This is a genomic window from Clostridium sp. Marseille-P2415 (genome assembly GCF_900155545.1).
Lineage (GTDB): Bacteria > Bacillota > Clostridia > Lachnospirales > Lachnospiraceae > Lacrimispora.
Genome location: NZ_LT732525.1, coordinates 1021330 through 1039521, shown reverse-complemented (window position 1 = coordinate 1039521; position 18192 = coordinate 1021330). Strand labels below are relative to the sequence as shown.

Genomic DNA, 18192 nt, shown 5'->3' with positions numbered 1-18192 from the left:
GGGGAGATGATTCGATGAAAGTGAAACGGTCAAAAGGATATCAGGTATTTCGGATCGTGAATACCATTGTTATGATCCTTGTTATTTTTGTTACCCTGTATCCGTTTATATATCTGGTGGCACAGTCCTTCAGCGGCGATACTGCGGTAGCCGCAGGCCTGGTAACATTTTTCCCGATAGACCCTACTACAGCTACCTATCGCTATATATTCCGGAACATGGAGTTTTTTAAATATTATGCCAATACGATTTTTTATTCCATAGCAGGAACTGCTATTTCTGTGATCAGCACATCATTGCTTGCATATCCGCTGTCAAAGCCCAGGCTTCGCTTAAACCGTTTTTTCCTACCGTTTGTTATATTTACCATGTATTTTACCGGGGGTATGATCCCTAATTTTATTTTGATCACACAGTGGCTGGGATTGCGTGACAGCGTGTGGGCCCTGCTCCTGCCTGGGGCGGTCAGTACATTTAACCTGCTGTTGATGAAATCCTTTTTTGCCGGAATTCCGGAAGAGCTGGAGGAAGCGGCGGCAATTGACGGAATGAATGTTTACGGGATATTTTGTAAGATCGTTCTTCCGCTTTCCAAACCGATTCTGGCTACAATGGCTTTGTTTTATCTTGTGGGCATGTGGAATGAGTGGTTTGGGCCATTTCTATATCTGGACACCAAGGACAAATGGCCGGTTGCGCTTTATGTAAGGCAGCTGGTGGAAGGTGCCAATAATGTGGAGGTCGGTGCCGGGTCAGAGGCCAGCAGCGTTCAGGCGACCTTGAAAGCGGCAGCAATGGTGGTGACTTCCGTTCCGATCATCTGTGTCTATCCGTTTGTACAGAGATATTTTGTACAGGGAATGACAATGGGGGCAGTAAAGGGGTGAGATCCCGTTTTAATAATGTTTGAGGAGGTAAGCAGTAAATGAAGAAAAAGGTTATGACAGCAATGTTTGGGCTTGCAGCGGCAGCAGCTTTGGCCGGATGCAATGCTTCCGCCAAAAGTGAGGCGGTTTCCGGAACCAAGGAAATGGTGGAAGATAAGGATCTGGATTACCAGTATGGAGAGGGGACAACATTCCATTCCGATGAGCCGGTTGCCTATTCCATGATGTTTTCAGATCATGAAAACTATCCGTATAAGGCCGACTGGAGGCTGTGGAGCGCCATAAAGGATAAAACCAATGTAACGTTTGACTTAACCAATGTTGCAAGAACCGATTATAATGACAAGGTTTCCGCTTTGGTAAATACGGGAAGTGCACCGTACATCATTCCCAAAATATATGATGCGGCTCCCTTTGTGGACAGCGGCCAGGTAGTGGCGGTCAGTGACTGGGTGCAGTATATGCCCAATTACCAGAAGTGCGTAAAGGATTGGGGCATGGAGGAAGAACTGATCAATACCTTAAGCTCCGACGGCAAATATTACCGTCTGCCCGGCATGTGGGAGAAGGCTGCAGGCGGGTATTCCCTTCTGATCCGTAAGGATGTGTTCGAGGCAGCCGGAGTGGATGTAGAGGGCGGTGAAAAGAACTGGACCTGGGAGGACTTTTATGAGGCCTGTAAAAAGGTAAAAGAATATACCGGAGGGGATTATGTCTGGTCCGATCAGTATCAGCTTGGCTGTGCCATGAATCTTTCCGGAATTGAGTATGGAATACGGGCCGGATATTCCAAAGACGGCGGTGACTGGAATTTGAGGAATGGCCTGGTATTTGATTTTGATAAAAATGAGTTTGTGTTTTCCAATACGACTGAGGACTATAAGGACTACCTCAATTTCTGGAATAAAATGTACAGGGACAAAATCCTGGATCCGGAAACGTTCACACAGGATTCAGAACAGGCTAAGGCTAAGTTTTTCCGGGGAGACTCCTATGTGCTGACCTGCAATTTCCAGCAGGTAGCTGACTACCGGTCTAAAAACAGGGTTCAGGCAAAGGGGGCCGAACTTTATTTTATGGTAATGCCGGGCGGCCCTAAAGGCCAGCTGCAGCCGGAAAGCTACCGGCTGGAAAATGGCATTATGATATCAAAGCGGGCACTTAAGGAGCTTGGAGAAAAAGAATTCATTAAGATGCTGCGGTTTATTGACTGGTTATGGTATTCGGACGAAGGCCAGACCTTGAGCCTGTGGGGCGTGGAAGGCGAAACCTACGACAGGGGAGCGGACGGTACCTTTGCATTAAAACCGGATATTTATTACAATGGCATTCACGCAGGTGCTCCGAAGCAGTTAAACGTGGATTTTGGCTTTGCCGGAGGTGTATTTGCCTATGGGGGATCCAATGAGCTTCGTTTTTCCAGGATGACGGATGAAGAAAAAGAGTGGAATCAAAGGGTTTATGATTCAAAGGAAAGACGGAAGATCGAGCCGCCGATTCTGACCGATGAAGAAGAGAAGGAACAGATGAATCTGATCCAGGTGCCGCTTATGGATTATGTAAACACTTCCGCCCTGGAATTCATCACCGGAAAGTTAGATCTTGACAGTGACTGGGATAAATATGTGGCGGAATGTGAATCCAAAGGAAACGTTAAATTCGTTAATATGGCAAATGAAATCTTTGAAAGAAGCAAAGCTCTGCTTGGATATTAAAATAGATTGGAACCATTCATACTTGCCACGCATCCTGCATAAGTATGTAAAAACGTCCTAGCAGGGGGATTTTCTTGAAAGAATATATTGAGGAACGCGCGGTTGCGATCGCCAACTACATCATAGACTATCATGCGACCGTGAGGCAGACAGCAAAGAAATTTGGGATATCCAAATCTACGGTACATAAGGATGTGACGGACCGCTTAGAGCACATCAATCCGTCCCTGGCTGCCCGGGCCAGGGTGATCCTGGACATTAACAAATCCGAGCGCCATATCCGGGGCGGTCTTGCGACCAAGGAGAAGTATCAGCATCGTCTTCAGATGTGCAGCAAAAAAAATTAATAAAACAAATGAGTGGAGGAACAGCCGCTGTTTGGGAAATGGTAGACGTTCTCAGGCCGCGGCTGTTCCCATTTATTAAAAATTATTTTTTTACAAAAAACCAGTTGACATGAATCTACAAAATATGTTATTCTTTACCCCAGTATGAAGAGACATTGTCGTTTTCATGCAAATATTGACCACTTCGTAAGAAGTTAAGCCCAGACGGACAGGCGGGTCAGCTGCCGAGCGTGGGAAACCACATTATTGATTGAGTTAGAAGCTCAAATTTTATAAGTTGATTACTTTATAATCAGTGCGATTGCACATCATCTTGTGAAACGATCAATAATAGCAGGGACAACATATTTGCTATGTAGACTCGAAAACGATAATTGTCATGAATGAAAGGCGGGCAGAATGCCCTTACCGGAAATAATATTCATGAAATTGCAGGCAGGTGATGTACGATCACCTGTCTTTTTGATTTACGCGGGCAGCAACCCCATGATAAGGAAAGGTAGAATGCCATATGAATAAAGAAGATCAGATGAGGGCACCGATTTACGAAGCCCTTGAAACGTTTCGAAAAAAGCGGGTGGTACCCTTTGATGTGCCTGGCCATAAAAGGGGGAGGGGAAATCCGGAACTGGCCCAGCTTTTGGGAGAAAAGTGCGTTGGCCTTGATGTGAATTCCATGAAGCCTCTTGATAATTTATGCCATCCGGTTTCGGTCATCCGGGATGCGGAGCGGCTGGCAGCCGAGGCTTTTGGTGCGGCAGATGCCTTTTTGATGGTAGGCGGAACCACATCAGCGGTACAGAGCATGATCCTGTCCGTCTGCAAGGCGGGAGATAAGATCATACTTCCCAGAAATGTGCATAAGAGTGCCATCAATGCGCTGGTCTTATGCGGTGCGGTCCCAGTTTATGTAAACCCGGAAGTGAACAGCATGCTGGGCATTTCCCTGGGTATGGAGATCAGCCAGGTGGAAAAAGCGATCCGGGAAAATCCGGATGCAGTGGCGGTATTTGTTAATAATCCAACCTATTACGGCATTTGTTCCGATATAAAGTCCATCGTCCGGCTGGCCCATGCCCATGGGATGAAGGTACTGGCTGATGAGGCTCATGGGACCCATCTTTATTTTGGAAAAGGCCTTCCGGTCTCCGCAATGGAAGCCGGAGCAGACATGGCGGCTGTTTCCATGCACAAGTCAGGCGGCAGCCTGACCCAAAGCTCGCTTCTCCTCTTAAATAAGGGAGTGAATGGGGATTATGTGCGTCAGATCATAAACTTAACCCAGACAACCAGTGCATCGTATCTCCTTCTTTCCAGTCTTGATATCTCCAGAAGGAATCTGGCTCTGCGGGGAGAAGAATCCTTTGCCAAAGTGGTGGAAATGGCAGAATATGCCAGGGGGGAAATCAATTCCATGGTCGGATACTATGCATATGGGAGGGATCTCATCAATGGAACCAGTATCTTTGACTATGATGTGACAAAGCTTTCCGTTTATACCCTGGGAAATGGCCTTGCGGGAATCGAGGTTTACGACCTCCTCCGGGATGAATATGACATTCAGATTGAATTCGGAGATATCTGCAACATTCTGGCCTATATTTCCATTGGTGACCGGATCCAGGACATTGAACGGCTGGTGGGGGCACTGGCGGATATTGAACGCCTTTATAAAAAAGACCGGGCAGGTATGCTTTCAGGGGAATACATAGCGCCTAAAGTGGTGATATCTCCTCAGAAGGCGTTTTATTCCCAGAAGGTATCCCTTCCGGTTCGGGAATCCGCGGGAGAAATAAGCGGTGAATTTGTAATGTGTTATCCCCCGGGTATCCCAATACTGGCACCGGGGGAAATGATCACGGAGGAAATTGTGGAATACATCATTTATGCCAGGGAAAAGGGCTGTTCCATGCAGGGAACCGAGGACCCGGCAGTGGAACATCTGATGGTTTTAAAGAAATGATTCCCGCAGGAAAGGAGAGATGGAGGAAGAGATGGAAATATGGTTTTCGGAATTGCATACTTCCAATGTGAAGCTTTCGGTGCGGATTGATAAGCAGCTTTTTTCCGGTGAAAGTGAGTATCAGAGAATCGACGTGTTCGAATCCCAGGAGTTCGGGAAGTTCGTAGCCCTGGATGGAGATATCGTTTTTTCTGAAAAGGATGAATTTATTTATGATGAAATGGTGACCCATGTGCCGATGGCGGTCCACCCCAATGTAAAGAACGTGCTGATCATCGGCGGAGGCGACGGAGGGGTAGCCAAGGAACTTTTGCAGTATCCCTCCATCGAATCCATAGATGTGGTGGAAACGGATAAGCTGTTTGTAGAGGTCTGCCGGGATATATTCCCGGAAGTGGCATGCGGCCTTGACGACCCCAGAGTCCGTGTTTATTACGATGACGGACTTCGTTATCTGAGGAACAAAAAAGAAGAGTATGATTTGATCATCAATGATTCCACGGATCCCTTCGGCCATACGGAAGGGCTGTTCACCAAGGAATTTTACGGAAGCTGCTATAAGGCGCTCCGAAGCGACGGCATCATGGTTTATCAGCATGGAAGCCCGTTTTACGATGAGGATGAGATGGCCTGCAGGAGCATGCACAGGAAGGTGTACCGTTCCTTCCCCATAAGCCGGGTTTATCAGGCACATATCCCCACCTGCCCATCCGGGTACTGGCTGTTTGGATTTGCGTCAAAAAAATACCACCCCATTAATGATTTTAAACCCGAAAACTGGAACAAACTGAAAATAGAAACCTGGTATTATACAACCAATCTTCACACGGGCGCTTTTATGCTGCCCAAATATGTGGAAGATTTACTCGAAGAGGAGGAAAAGGAATGAGCAGATTATTGATTATCGGATGTGGCGGTGTTGCCTCTGTGGCAATCCGCAAGTGCTGCCAGAACAGCGGGGTGTTTACAGACCTCTGTATTGCGAGCAGGACCAAAGAAAAATGTGATGCATTAAAAGACAAGCTTGCCGGAACGACGGAAACAAGAATAGAGACTGCAAAAGTGGATGCGGATCATGTGGAGGAGGTAATTGCCCTCATAAAGGATTATAAGCCGGATGCGGTTTTAAATGTGGCGCTTCCCTATCAGGACCTGACCATCATGGATGCATGTCTGGCAACGGGCGTGGATTACATTGATACGGCCAATTTCGAGCCTGAGAATACCGATGATCCTGAGTGGAGGGCGATCTATGAAAAGCGCTGTAAAGAGCTGGGATTTACCGCGTATTTCGATTATTCCTGGCAGTGGGATTATAAAGAGCGCTTTGAAAAGGCAAACATTACGGCACTCCTTGGAACCGGATTTGATCCCGGGGTCACCAGTGTATTTTCTGCCTATGCCTTAAAGCATTATTTTGATGAGATCCATACCATTGATATATTAGACTGCAACGGAGGCGATCACGGTTATCCTTTTGCAACCAACTTTAACCCGGAAATCAACTTAAGGGAAGTATCTGCAAACGGTTCCTATTGGGAAGACGGCCACTGGGTCGAGACAGAGCCCATGGAGATAAAGTCCAGATACAATTTCCCTGAGGTCGGGGAAAAGGACATGTATCTTCTTCATCATGAGGAAATCGAATCTCTGGCTAAAAATATCCCCGGCATAAAGAGGATCCGTTTCTTCATGACCTTTGGGCAGAGCTATTTAACTCACATGAAGTGTCTGGAAAACGTAGGCATGCTTTCCACCTCTCCCATAGAGTTTAACGGACAGGAAATCGTTCCGATCCAGTTTTTAAAGGCTCTGCTCCCGGATCCGGCTTCTCTTGGTCCAAGGACCGTGGGAAAGACCAATATCGGATGTATTTTTACGGGAGTAAAGGATGAAAAGGAAAAGACCATTTACATTTACAACGTATGTGACCATCAGGAATGCTATAAGGAGGTGGAATCCCAGGCTATTTCTTATACCACCGGCGTTCCGGCCATGATCGGCGCCATGATGGTGGTAACCGGGCAGTGGAAGAAGCCGGGCGTATTCAACCTTGAGGAATTTGATCCTGATCCGTATATGGAAGCCTTAAACAAATGGGGACTTCCATGGGTCGTATGTGAGGATCCGGAAACGGTAACGGTCTGGAGATAGGATGAGGGCATGAGGATCCGGGACTTAAAGACGCCCTGTTACGTGATAGATGAGAACAGGCTGGAAGAGAATTTAAAAATTTTAAAGCGGGTCAGGGAAAACACCGGGTGCAGCATTCTGCTGGCCCAGAAGGCGTTTTCCTGCTTTGCGGAATACCCGCTCATCGGCAGATATATTGATGGGACCACGGCCAGCGGCCTTTATGAAGCCAGACTGGGCAGGGAGGAGATGGGGCTTGAAAACCACGTCTTCGCTCCTGCTTATAAAGAGGAGGACATTCATGAGCTGGTTCAGATCTGCGATCACATTGTGTTTAACTCCTTTTCCCAGCTGGAGCGGTACAAAGACTGCCTGCAGGGAATCAGTGCCGGCATCCGGATCAATCCGGAGTGTTCCACCCAGGAAGGCCATGGGATCTATGATCCCTGTGCACCGGGGTCCAGGCTGGGCGTGACCATTGCTAATTTTAAGGAAGAATGGCTGCCTTATCTTTCCGGCATTCATTTCCATACCTTATGCGAGCAGAATGCGGATGATTTAAAAACCACGCTGGAGGCGGTAGAAGGGAAGTTCGGCAAATACTTATCCGGGCTATCCTGGTTAAACATGGGCGGTGGACATCATATCACCAGAGAGGATTATGACATCGGGCTGTTGGAATCCTGCATTAAGAGGATGCAGGAAAAATATGGCCTTCATATTTACCTGGAACCTGGGGAAGCGGTTGCTCTTAATGCCGGTTATCTGGTGACAGAGGTGATGGATGTGGTAGAAAACGGGATTAAGACCCTGATCCTTGATGCTTCTGCCGCCTGCCATATGCCCGATGTGCTGGAAATGCCTTACCGGCCGCCGTTAAAGGACAGCGGAGAACCGGGCGAAAAGCCTTTTACCTACCGGCTGTCATCCTGTACCTGTCTGGCTGGAGATGTGATAGGCGACTATTCCTTTGACAGGGAAATAAAGCCTGGGGATAAGCTGTATTTCATGGATATGGCCATTTACTCCATGGTAAAGAACAATACCTTTAACGGTATGCCTCTTCCTTCCATTGCCATTATGGATAAAGAAGGAAACTGCCGTGTGATAAAAGAGTTTAGCTATGAAGATTTTAAGAACAGGCTGTCCTAGTGTGCTGTCTCATTCATTTTTAGTCAAACTGTGAGTGAGACAGCATGCCGGTACAGATAAGCAGGAAAAGGAACGTAATATGAAGAGATTATTAAGTCTGCCGGCTGCAGACGGTTTCCGCATGCCGGGAGAGTTTGAGCCTCACCGGGGCTGTATTATGATCTGGCCCAAACGGCCGGGGTCCTGGCCCTTTGGAGCAAAGGAAGCCAGAAAGGCATTTGTCCAAATTGCAGAGGCCATTGCGGACAGTGAGCAAGTGATCATGCTGGCAGAGCCGGATGTTGCCGGAAATGCCAGAGAGATGCTTTCGGAACGGATCGAAGTGGTGGAAATGGAATCTGATGACGCATGGGCAAGGGATGTGGGGCCTGCCTTTGTCGTGGACCAGGACCGTAAGGTCCGGGGAATCGACTGGCAGTTTAACGCCTGGGGCGGTACGGTCTGCGGCCTGTATCAGGACTGGAGGAAGGACAATCTGCTTGCAGGGCGTTTCTGTGAACGGTTCGGGTATCCGGTTTATGACGCGCAGCATTTTGTACTGGAAGGAGGTTCGATTCACTCGGATGGAGAAGGTACCCTTCTGGTAACGGAAAGCTGTCTTTTAAACGCCGGCAGAAATCCCTTACTTACGAAATCCCAGATCGAAGAGCAGCTTAAAAATTACCTGGGAGTCACTAAGATCATTTGGCTGAAATACGGAATCTATCAGGATGAGACCGATGAGCATGTGGACAATATCTGCGCCTTTGTGCGCCCGGGCGAAGTGGTATTGGCCTGGACGGATGATAAAAATGACCCTCAGTACGAAATGTCTCTGGCGGATTTAAGGCTGCTGGAAAAGGAAACGGATGCACGGGGAAGGCATTTTAAGATCCACAAGCTGCCGATTCCGGAAAAACCGGTCTGCATCACAAAGGAGGAGCTTTCCGGATTTTCCTTTGAGCCCGGAGAGGATGAGCGGGAGGCCGGAGAGCGTCTGGCAGCCAGCTATGTGAATTTTTATATTTCTAATGGCGGGGTGATCGTTCCTCAATTCGGTGATGTCCATGATGCAGAGGCAGTGCGGATATTGGGGGAATGTTTCCCGGAGAGAAGGATATATCCGGTATATGCGAGGGATATTATCGTTGGGGGCGGCAACATTCACTGCATCACAGGGCAGATACCGGAAGGAGAAATTCATGAGAAAGGTAACAGTGGCAGCGGTTCAGATGAAATGCTGCGATGACATCAATAAGAATATTGCAAACGCAGAAAGGCTGGTAAGGCAGGCAGCAGGGGAAGGGGCAAATGTAATACTGCTTCCGGAACTGTTCGAGCGTCCGTATTTCTGCCAGGAGAGGCGGTATGAGTACTATCCGTTTGCAAAACCGGCAGAGGAGAATGATGCGGTAAAGCATTTTGCCCGGATCGCGGCCGAACTTCATGCGGTAATTCCTGTCAGCTTTTATGAGCAGTCCGGAAATACCATGTTTAATTCGGCTGCAGTCCTTGACGCAGACGGGAAAAATCTGGGGATATACCGGAAAACCCATATCCCGGATGATCATTACTACCAGGAGAAATTTTATTTCACTCCGGGAGATACCGGCTTTCAGGTATTTGATACCCGGTATGGAAAAATCGGAATCGGGATCTGCTGGGACCAGTGGTTTCCGGAGACTGCAAGGTGCCTTGCTTTAAAAGGGGCAGAGCTTATTTTGTATCCGACTGCCATCGGAAGCGAACCCATACTGGAATGCGACAGCATGGAGCATTGGAGGCGCTGCATGCAGGGACATGCTGCTTCCAATATCGTTCCGGTTGCAGCGGCAAACCGGGTGGGGGAGGAAAAAGTGAGACCAAGTGAATCGAACGGGAATCAGAGCTCATCCCTTAAATTTTATGGCTCATCCTTTATTACGGACAGTACCGGGGCCCTTATAAAGTCCATGGGCAGGGAAGAAGAAGGCGTGATATGCGCTTCCTTTGATTTGGATGAGGTTTTGACTGAACGCAGAAACTGGGGGCTTTTCCGGGACCGCAGGCCGGAGATGTACGGAGAAATTGCCGGAAGATCCTGAATCTGTTCATAAAATCCGCACATTCCCCATATAAATAGTAATAAACAATAAGTTGGGGAGTGTGCAATGAAGAGACTGTTTAGCAGAAAGTGGATGATTTTTTTCGGCCTGGCCATGTGGGTATTCGTGGTTCGTACCTTGAGCGGGTGTACTGTAAACGGGGATAATGGAGATAAAGTACGGGATCTGGAATATACCGTGGTAGCGGATGCGGACATTCCACAGGAACTCAGGCAGATTATTGCGGAGAAGCAGCAGTCGCCCTTTAAGCTGACCTACAGTGATGATAAGAATCTTTACATAGTGGTTGGTTACGGACAACAGGCCAGCGGCGGCTATAGCATCGCTGTGAATGAACTGTATCTGACGGATAATTCGATTGTCCTGGATACAGAATTAATTGGACCGGAAAAGGGAGAAAATGTGGGAACAGAGCCCTCTTATCCCTTCATCGTCATTAAAACTGAGATGTCGGAGCTTCCGGTCGTATTTCAGTAGACAATCGAAACTTAAGAAGCCGTTCTGCGCGTCGGCAAGGAGCAGGACGGCTGTTTTTTTCGGTTTACGCGGGCAAACTCACAGAGCGTGTTTCTTCTGGACGGGGAAATAAGGATTTACTTCCATCACGCGGAAATCTGTAAATCCCCCTTTTTTCTTAGGCTGTCATATGATATACTATTTCAATCAGGAGCCGTGAGGAAGCACCCTGCGGGTATACCTTTATGCCCAAAAGGCGTGGGCAGGAAAGAGGAAACACCCTGCGGGTATACCTTTATGCCCAAAAAGCGTGGGCAGGAAAGAGGAAAAGAGGAAGCGTAATATGATATTAAAAGATATATGGCTTGATGTGACGGCAGTAAAGGAACGGGATCCGGCGGCCAGAAATAAGCTTGAAGTGCTTTTGCTGTATCAAGGGGTCCATGCGTTAATCTGGCACCGTTTTGCACACTGGTTTTACCGGCATAATATGTTTTTTATTGCAAGGCTCATTTCCCAGTTAGCAAGGTTTTTTACGCTGATTGAGATTCATCCCGGCGCGCAGCTGGGACACGGAATTCTCATTGACCACGGCTGCGGTGTGGTGATCGGAGAGACCACTGTGGTTGGGGATAACTGTACCATCTATCAGGGAGTTACCCTGGGAGGCGTGGGATTAAACAAGGGAAAACGCCACCCCACCCTGGGAAACAATGTGACCGTAGGCGCCGGGGCCAAGATCCTGGGTTCCTTCGAGGTAGGCGATAATTGTACCATTGCGGCCAATGCAGTGCTTTTAAAGCCGCTTGAGAATAATGTGACAGCGGTTGGGATTCCGGCACGTCCCGTTAAGATCGGCGGTGTACCGCTTCCAAAAGAGGAAAGCAATCTGGTTACCATGGACCACTACTGCAAGATGGAGGAGCGGGTAAAGGAACTGGAAGAAACGATTTTAAAGCTGCAGAACCGGCTTGAAGCTCAGAACGGTGCTCCAGAAGAAGGAAATCCGCAGGAATAGGGGCATCAGAAGCTGCACTTTTTGCGGAAGAACAGGAATGCCAACAAAAAAAGTATATTGAAACATGCACCTGCATAAACTTTCTTAAAGGAATAAAGAAGGTAAGGCAGGTGCTTTTTTATGTTGGAGCTGGTGAAGAAAAACATACATATGAATCGTTGGAAAGGATATGCCGCATCACAGATCACTCTTGACGATGATTTCATTGTCCCGGACAGCATGGATGATGTGGATCAGATTATTTTAAGTTCCGGCGAAATTACCATTGAATCAGTGAAAAGCCAGACAGAACGGGTGGTGGTCCGGGGCAAGCTGGATTTTACCATACTCTATCGCGGAGCGGAAGGGGGGCTTCAGGCTCTTTCCGGAAGCATCAACTTTGAGGAGCCTATCAATGTGCCGGGTCTGGAAGAGAAGGATTATGTCCAGCTGGTATGGGATTTGGAAGACTTAAATCCGGGGATCATCAATTCCAGAAAGCTGAGCGTTAAAGCAATTGTAACTTTGCAGGCAAAGGTAGAAACTCTTTATGATGTAGATGCTGCCGTAGAAGTGGACATTGGAGCGGCTTCCGTAGACGTGCCTGTGGTAGAAATCCTCCGCCGCAATGTGGATGTGGCTGCCATTGCCCTCCGCCATAAGGATACGTTCCGCATCAAGGATACGATTACATTATCCGGCAACAAGCCGAACATCGATCACATTTTATGGAACGAAATGAAGCTAAGAGGCGTAACCACCAAGCCCGTGGACGGTAAAATGATGCTTGACGGGGAATTGCTGGTTTTTGTCATTTATCAGGGAGAAGGAGAAGGTGCACCGATCCAGTGGCTTGAGGAAAATATTCCGTTTTCCGGAGAACTGGAGGTTTCGGATGTGACCGAAGATATGGTTCCTTCGGTAATGGTCCATCTGATTCACAAAGACATTGAGGCAAAGCCGGATTCTGACGGTGAGATGCGGGAAATGGATGCAGATGCGGTTCTCGAACTGGATATGAAGCTTTACAAAGAAGAGAATATGGAAATGTTAAGTGACTTATATTCTACCAACCGGGAACTTTCGCTGCAGACCGGAGAGGCATGCTTTGATAAGATCCTTACGAAAAATATGAGCAAATGCAAGATCGTGGAAAAGGTAAATCTGGATAATGCGGACCATATTCTTCAGATATGCCACAGTGAGGGCACGGTAAAAATTGATGAAACAGAAGTCAAAGAGGATGGACTTCATGTAGAGGGTGTTTTGGAAGTACAGATGCTTTATCTCACCTCCGATGATACCCAGCCGATCCAGTCATCCGTAGAAAACCTGCCGTTCCATTTTTTGATCGAGGCCCCAGGAATTAATAGGGATACGGTCTGCCAGTTAAACCCGGGCCTGGAGCAGTTAAGTGCGGTAATGATGGGCGGAGGCAGCATTGAGGTGAAAGCTACCATCTCCCTTGATTTACTGGCCCTGCAGCCGGTCTGTGTGCAGATCATCACAGGCGCATCGGAGGCACCGATGGATCTTAATAATCTGCAAATGCTTCCCGGTATCGTCGGATACATCGTCCAGCCCCATGATTCTCTCTGGAAAATTGCCAAAAAATTCCATACCACCATTGATACCATCATGGCTGCAAACGGATTGACGGAAAAAATGGTAAAGCCTGGAGACAGACTGATTCTCGTAAAAGAGCTGTCATAGGCGTAATTTCCTGAATTCAAGCGGATAAATTAAAAAAATCCAGGCAGAAGGCTTGCCTTTTGCCTGGCATACTTAACTCTGTCCACTTGAATGATTTTTTTAAAAAAGGGCAATATAAAGATTGCTATTCACATATCAGTTTGTCCTGTTATATAATATACTATAGCTTAGCTATAGTTCAACCATCGACGGCGCCAATCCGCATCCAGCTGGTGCTTTAGATAGATGACAGGTTACCCTGGACGGTAGTGACGTGATTGCAAGGCGTTATTACCGTTTACATAGCATGAATCTCATGATGCCGGGGAGTAAAACATGAATTACACCTATATTTTAAAATGTGCAGATAATACCCTTTACTGCGGATGGACAAACCATTTAGAGAAACGTCTTAAGGCCCATAATGAAGGAAAAGGCGCCAAATACACAAAGGCGCGCAGGCCTGTGGCCTTAGCCTACTATGAAGAATTTCCTACAAAGGAAGATGCCATGCGCCGGGAGGCAGCCATTAAAAAGCTTTCCAGAAAGGACAAGTTAAAACTGATCGGAGAGACCGGATGAGAAAAACCGTCAAAGCCGCATAAAAGTGGGATTGACGGTTTTTTATATGAATCAGGCAACAAAATGATACATCAGAATATAATGGCAAAGGCTTCCGCCCATGACGAAAAGATGAAAAATCTCATGAGAACCAAAGCTTTTGTGTCTGGCATTGAAAAGGGGAAGCTTCAAGGCGTAAATAATACCGCCCACGGTATAGATGATGCCTCCGGCCAGAAGCCAGACAAAGGCCGCAGGAGGCAGAGCGTTTATAATTTTACTGAATGCCAGGACACATACCCAGCCCATGGCAATGTACAGGCCGGAAGAAAACCATTTTGGGCACATGATGAAGCAGGCTTTTATGAGAATGCCTGAGATGGCAATTCCCCAGACCAGGGCCAGCAGGCTCCAGCCGGTCCGGTCGCCCAGAACGATTAGGCAGACCGGCGTGTATGTTCCTGCAATCAGGATGAAAATCATCATATGATCTATTTTTTTCAGTAATTTATTTATTTTTGGAGAAACATCCAGGGTGTGGTATATGGTGCTGGCTGCATAAAGCAGGACCATGCTGATGATAAAGACCGTTAAGGCTGCCATATGAAGCTTTCCGTCGGAAGAAGCCTTGATAAGCAGAGGCGTGGCGGCAATAAGGGCCAGTATCATGGCGATGAAATGGGTAATTGCACTGACAGGATCCTTGATTTTTATTTGCATAGGAATCTCCTCCTTGTTAAATATTGATAAACGTATAATGTAGTATTAAATACTATGTGCTGTCTTTTTATATACTATACACTTTCGCAGATAAAAATGCAACCGTTTTTTTGAATTTCAAAGTATTTTTAAAAGGTGTTTGCCATAAACGGCACAATAAAATATAATAAATGAAACGAAAAGAAGGAACAGGAAGGGAAAAACATGACTCTAAACATATTGTACGAAGACGAAGAGATCCTGGTTGTGGAAAAACCGGTTGGGGTGGAATCCCAGTCCGCAAAATCCTTTGAACCGGATATGGTCAGTGAAGTAAAGAAACATATCAACATGATATCCCCAAAATCAGGGGAGCCATATGTGGGAGTTATCCACAGGCTGGACAAGCCAGTCGGGGGAGTTATGGTGTACGCAAAAACGAGAGGGGCGGCAGAGTCCCTTAGCAAGCAGGTTTCCGAGCATCAGATGGAAAAAATATATCAGGCTGTGGTTTGTGGAAAACCTGTGGAAAACTCTGGAACATACGTGGATTATCTGTGGAAGGACAGCAAAAATAATTGTTCAAAAATTGTGGAAAAGGGGATAAAAGGTGCAAAACCCGCAGAGCTTCATTTTCGGGTTGTGGATAGCAAAAAAATGGGAGATGAAGAATACTGTCTGGTGGAAATCAGGCTGGAGACAGGCCGCCATCATCAGATCCGCGTTCAGATGGCGGGACACGGTACCCCTTTATGGGGAGACCGGAAATATAATCCCCGTTTTAACAGCGGTCCGGTCAGAGGAAATGTGGCCTTATTTGCCTGTCGCTTAACGTTTTTTCATCCCATTACAAAAGAAAAGACGACCTATTCGGTAAAACCAAGGGGAGAATGGTTTGAGATGTTCGAGCGGCCGGAGCCGGTATAAATCAGGAATTTTTTACTAAGCAGATTCCCGCATATTTTCTATCATGGCAGTTCATAATAGTGATTGTACAAAAGAAGTACAAATCAGAAACAGGTGAGTCCATGGAGAAACCGAGCAGAAAACTGAAGAAAACATTATTAATATTGGGAGTTACAGGGGCAGTATATTTAAGTTTTCGCTATCTGCTGCCTCTTGTGATTCCCTTTTTGATTTCATATGTATTTGCGCTTTCCCTTCGCCCTTCGGCCCTTTGGGTTGAAAAAAAATCCCGTTTTACGGTGAAGGGTAAGGTGATTTCCATTCCTCTGGCAGTGATCGGTGGAATAGAAATCATCGTTTTAATGGTCATTTTCGGAATCCTTCTTTATGTGGGGGGAAGGAAGCTGTGCATGGAAGCCAGGCTTCTGCTTGAGAATCTTCCACGGTTCCTGGCAGGCGTCGATCAGTGGCTGATGGATAACTGCTCTTTTGCGGAGCGGTTTTTAAAGCTTCCGGATGGATATATGGTAGAGGTGATGAGAGATATTCTCTCAGGAGGGGAAGCCGCGATAAAAAGCAGGGCGATGTCATTTCTCATGGTGAACTCCATGACAATTGTCAAATATTTCGTCCAGTTCATCGTAATTACCGTAATTTTTTTTATCGCCACGATTTTATCCCTTCAGGAAATGGATGACATCCGGGAGAGGCGGGACAATTCCATGTTCTGTTACGAATATGCCATGCTGGGGAGCCGCTTGATGACGGTCGGAAGCGCATGGCTGAAGACTCAGGGTACCATTATGCTTTTTACCATGCTGGTATGCTCGGCAGGTTTGTTTCTTATGGGCAATCCTTATTTTATACTGTTCGGAATCGGAATCGGTCTTCTGGATGCGCTGCCCATTTTCGGAACTGGAGCGGTTTTAATCCCATGGGCCTTGTTTTCTCTGATTAATAAACATTGGGTTTACGGAGCCGGGCTGATCATCATTTACATTATCTGTTACTTTTTGAGGGAGGTTATGGAGGCCAAGATCATGGGCGGCAAGATGGGGCTTACGCCGCTTGAAACTCTTGTTTCCATGTACGTCGGCCTTCAGCTGTTCGGTCTTCTGGGATTTATTCTTGGGCCCATCGGTCTTTTAATAATAGAAGATATTGTGGAGCTGTACGGAGGAACGTGCTATAATGGCGGAAAAAGAGCTAAGCAGGAAGAAAGGGGAAAAGTACGTTGAATCCACAGGAGTTAATTAAATTCTTAGGAATATTGGAAAAATTAAAATGCAATACCCGCCACAACTGGACGACAAACGGCAGGCAGGAGAGTGTCGCGGAGCACAGCTGGCGTCTTGCGGTCATGGCCATGCTTATGGAAAAGGATTTTCCGGAGCTTCATATGGATAAGGTGATCCGGATGTGCCTGATCCATGACTGGGGAGAGGCCTTAACCGGAGATATTCCGGCTTTTGAAAAGACAGGGGAGGACGAAGCGGTGGAGGATGAGGCTGTCCGGTCTCTCTTAGAGAGGCTGCCAGAGCATCTGAACGCTTCCGTCGCCCCTCTTTTTGAGGAAATGGCCCGTTGTGAGACAAAGGAGGCCAGACTTTGCAAAGCCCTTGATAAAATTGAAACCCTGATTCAGCATAATGAGGCCGGTACAAAGACCTGGCTGCCCCTGGAATATGATTTAAACCTGACCTATGGAAATGAAATCTGTGAGAGCTTTCAGGTGACAAGAAAGCTGCGGGATGAGGTCCGGCGGGATACCATGAGGCTGATGGAGGAAGAAAAACATGGGAATTGAATACCATACATATGAAATGTTAAAAAATCTTCGGAGAGCGCTTCATTATTGTCCGGAAAAGTCCGGCTGTGAAGAAAGGACCATGGATTTGTTAAAAGGCTTTCTAAGGCAGCATACAACTTTTAGGATCGTTGACTGTAACGGCTGGTTCTACGCTGTCCACCAGGAGGAGGGGGCTGAAAAAAGCGTGGCGTTTCGGGCAGATATGGATGCGATTAAGGGAGAAGACGGCAGGGTATTCCATGGCTGCGGACACGATGGACACAGCGCGGTGCTTGCCGGTCTCTGCCTTTTTGCTGAGGGGAAGAAGCTGGGAAGGAATGTCTATTTTCTATTTCAGCCGGCAGAGGAGACCGGTCAGGGAGGAGAGATGTGCAGCAGACTTTTAACGGAAAAGGGAATTGAAGAGGTCTACGCATTTCACAATTTACCGGGCTATCCTCTTGGTACGGTTGTGCTCCGGGAAGGGACTTTTGCCTGCGCCTCAAGGGGGATCATCCTCACCTTAAAAGGAAGGCAGTGCCATGCCGCTTACCCGGAGCAGGGGATAAATCCTGCCTGGCTGATCGGAGAACTGATCTGCCGCATTCCTGAATTTGCCGCACAGCCAGGTTATGAGGGCATGGTGCTTGCGACCATCATACAAGTGAAGGTTGGGGAAGAATCCTTTGGGGTCTCTCCTGGAGATGGAAAACTGGCGTTAACCCTGCGGGCGGAACGGCTTTCCGATTTGGAACGGTTTCAGGATTCCATCCGTACCTTTGCAGAAAAAAGGGCCGGGGAGCTTAAGATG

Annotated in this window: 18 protein-coding genes; 17 read left to right on the top strand and 1 reads right to left on the bottom strand. The window is 47.3% G+C overall.

Annotation, left to right across the window (positions count from 1 at the left end; all coding sequences use genetic code 11):
* Positions 1-14: 14 nt before the first annotated feature.
* The 13 genes from BQ9856_RS04865 to BQ9856_RS04805 all read left to right on the top strand — a co-directional run bounded on the left by BQ9856_RS04865 (position 15) and on the right by BQ9856_RS04805 (position 14008).
* Entirely contained in the window at positions 15-887 is an 873-nt protein-coding gene (locus tag BQ9856_RS04865) for a carbohydrate ABC transporter permease (RefSeq protein ID WP_200801250.1), read from the top strand.
* Between the two features lie 38 nt (positions 888-925).
* The gene (locus BQ9856_RS04860) at positions 926-2602 is read left to right on the top strand and encodes an extracellular solute-binding protein (protein WP_077609961.1); all 1677 of its coding nucleotides are present in this window, start codon (positions 926-928) and stop codon (positions 2600-2602) included.
* 74 nt (positions 2603-2676) lie between these two features.
* The gene (gene spoIIID / locus BQ9856_RS04855; RefSeq protein WP_013271108.1) at positions 2677-2949 is read left to right on the top strand and encodes a sporulation transcriptional regulator SpoIIID; all 273 of its coding nucleotides are present in this window, start codon (positions 2677-2679) and stop codon (positions 2947-2949) included.
* 511 nt (positions 2950-3460) lie between these two features.
* Positions 3461-4912, top strand: coding sequence for an aminotransferase class I/II-fold pyridoxal phosphate-dependent enzyme (locus BQ9856_RS04850; protein WP_077609960.1), 1452 nt, complete (start codon positions 3461-3463; stop codon positions 4910-4912).
* Between the two features lie 31 nt (positions 4913-4943).
* A complete protein-coding gene (speE, locus tag BQ9856_RS04845) occupies positions 4944-5801 on the top strand; it encodes a polyamine aminopropyltransferase (RefSeq protein WP_077610043.1) in 858 nt (285 codons plus the stop codon).
* Positions 5798-7066, top strand: a complete 1269-nt coding sequence (locus tag BQ9856_RS04840; RefSeq protein WP_077609959.1) for a saccharopine dehydrogenase family protein — start codon at positions 5798-5800, stop codon at positions 7064-7066. Before speE ends, BQ9856_RS04840 begins: the two co-directional genes overlap by 4 nt.
* 9 nt (positions 7067-7075) lie before the next feature.
* Complete coding sequence (gene nspC, locus BQ9856_RS04835) at positions 7076-8197, top strand: carboxynorspermidine decarboxylase (protein WP_077609958.1); 1122 nt, start codon at positions 7076-7078, stop codon at positions 8195-8197.
* Between the two features lie 79 nt (positions 8198-8276).
* Positions 8277-9425: an agmatine deiminase gene (gene aguA, locus BQ9856_RS04830; RefSeq protein WP_077609957.1), complete on the top strand. Its 1149-nt coding sequence runs from the start codon at positions 8277-8279 to the stop codon at positions 9423-9425.
* A complete protein-coding gene (aguB, locus tag BQ9856_RS04825; protein ID WP_077609956.1) occupies positions 9379-10260 on the top strand; it encodes an N-carbamoylputrescine amidase in 882 nt (293 codons plus the stop codon). The genes aguA and aguB overlap by 47 nt, the downstream gene beginning before the upstream one ends.
* A 66-nt stretch (positions 10261-10326) precedes the next feature.
* On the top strand, positions 10327-10758 hold the full coding sequence (locus BQ9856_RS04820) for a protease complex subunit PrcB family protein (protein WP_139348648.1): 432 nt from the start codon (positions 10327-10329) through the stop codon (positions 10756-10758).
* A 322-nt stretch (positions 10759-11080) separates the two neighbouring features.
* Positions 11081-11755, top strand: a complete 675-nt coding sequence (cysE, locus tag BQ9856_RS04815; RefSeq protein WP_077609954.1) for a serine O-acetyltransferase — start codon at positions 11081-11083, stop codon at positions 11753-11755.
* A 150-nt stretch (positions 11756-11905) separates the two neighbouring features.
* The gene (locus BQ9856_RS04810; protein WP_442855475.1) at positions 11906-13447 is read left to right on the top strand and encodes a DUF3794 and LysM peptidoglycan-binding domain-containing protein; all 1542 of its coding nucleotides are present in this window, start codon (positions 11906-11908) and stop codon (positions 13445-13447) included.
* Between the two features lie 315 nt (positions 13448-13762).
* The gene (locus tag BQ9856_RS04805) at positions 13763-14008 is read left to right on the top strand and encodes a GIY-YIG nuclease family protein (protein WP_077609952.1); all 246 of its coding nucleotides are present in this window, start codon (positions 13763-13765) and stop codon (positions 14006-14008) included.
* A 51-nt stretch (positions 14009-14059) separates the two neighbouring features.
* Here the strand turns inward: BQ9856_RS04805 and trhA are convergent, their stop codons facing one another.
* Positions 14060-14707 carry a PAQR family membrane homeostasis protein TrhA gene (trhA, locus tag BQ9856_RS04800; RefSeq protein WP_077609951.1) on the bottom strand — a complete coding sequence of 216 codons (648 nt, stop codon included), beginning with the start codon at positions 14705-14707 and terminating at the stop codon, positions 14060-14062.
* 204 nt (positions 14708-14911) lie between these two features.
* Here trhA and BQ9856_RS04795 point away from each other — a divergent pair, with 204 nt between their 5' ends.
* The 4 genes from BQ9856_RS04795 to BQ9856_RS04780 all read left to right on the top strand — a co-directional run.
* Entirely contained in the window at positions 14912-15613 is a 702-nt protein-coding gene (locus BQ9856_RS04795) for an RluA family pseudouridine synthase (protein ID WP_077609950.1), read from the top strand.
* Positions 15614-15714: 101 nt separating this feature from the next.
* Positions 15715-16830, top strand: a complete 1116-nt coding sequence (locus BQ9856_RS04790) for an AI-2E family transporter (protein ID WP_077609949.1) — start codon at positions 15715-15717, stop codon at positions 16828-16830.
* On the top strand, positions 16827-17399 hold the full coding sequence (locus BQ9856_RS04785) for an HD domain-containing protein (RefSeq protein WP_077609948.1): 573 nt from the start codon (positions 16827-16829) through the stop codon (positions 17397-17399). Before BQ9856_RS04790 ends, BQ9856_RS04785 begins: the two co-directional genes overlap by 4 nt.
* Positions 17389-18192: M20/M25/M40 family metallo-hydrolase (locus tag BQ9856_RS04780; RefSeq protein ID WP_139348659.1), on the top strand; the 804-nt coding region annotated here is incomplete at its 3' end. The genes BQ9856_RS04785 and BQ9856_RS04780, both read left to right, overlap by 11 nt.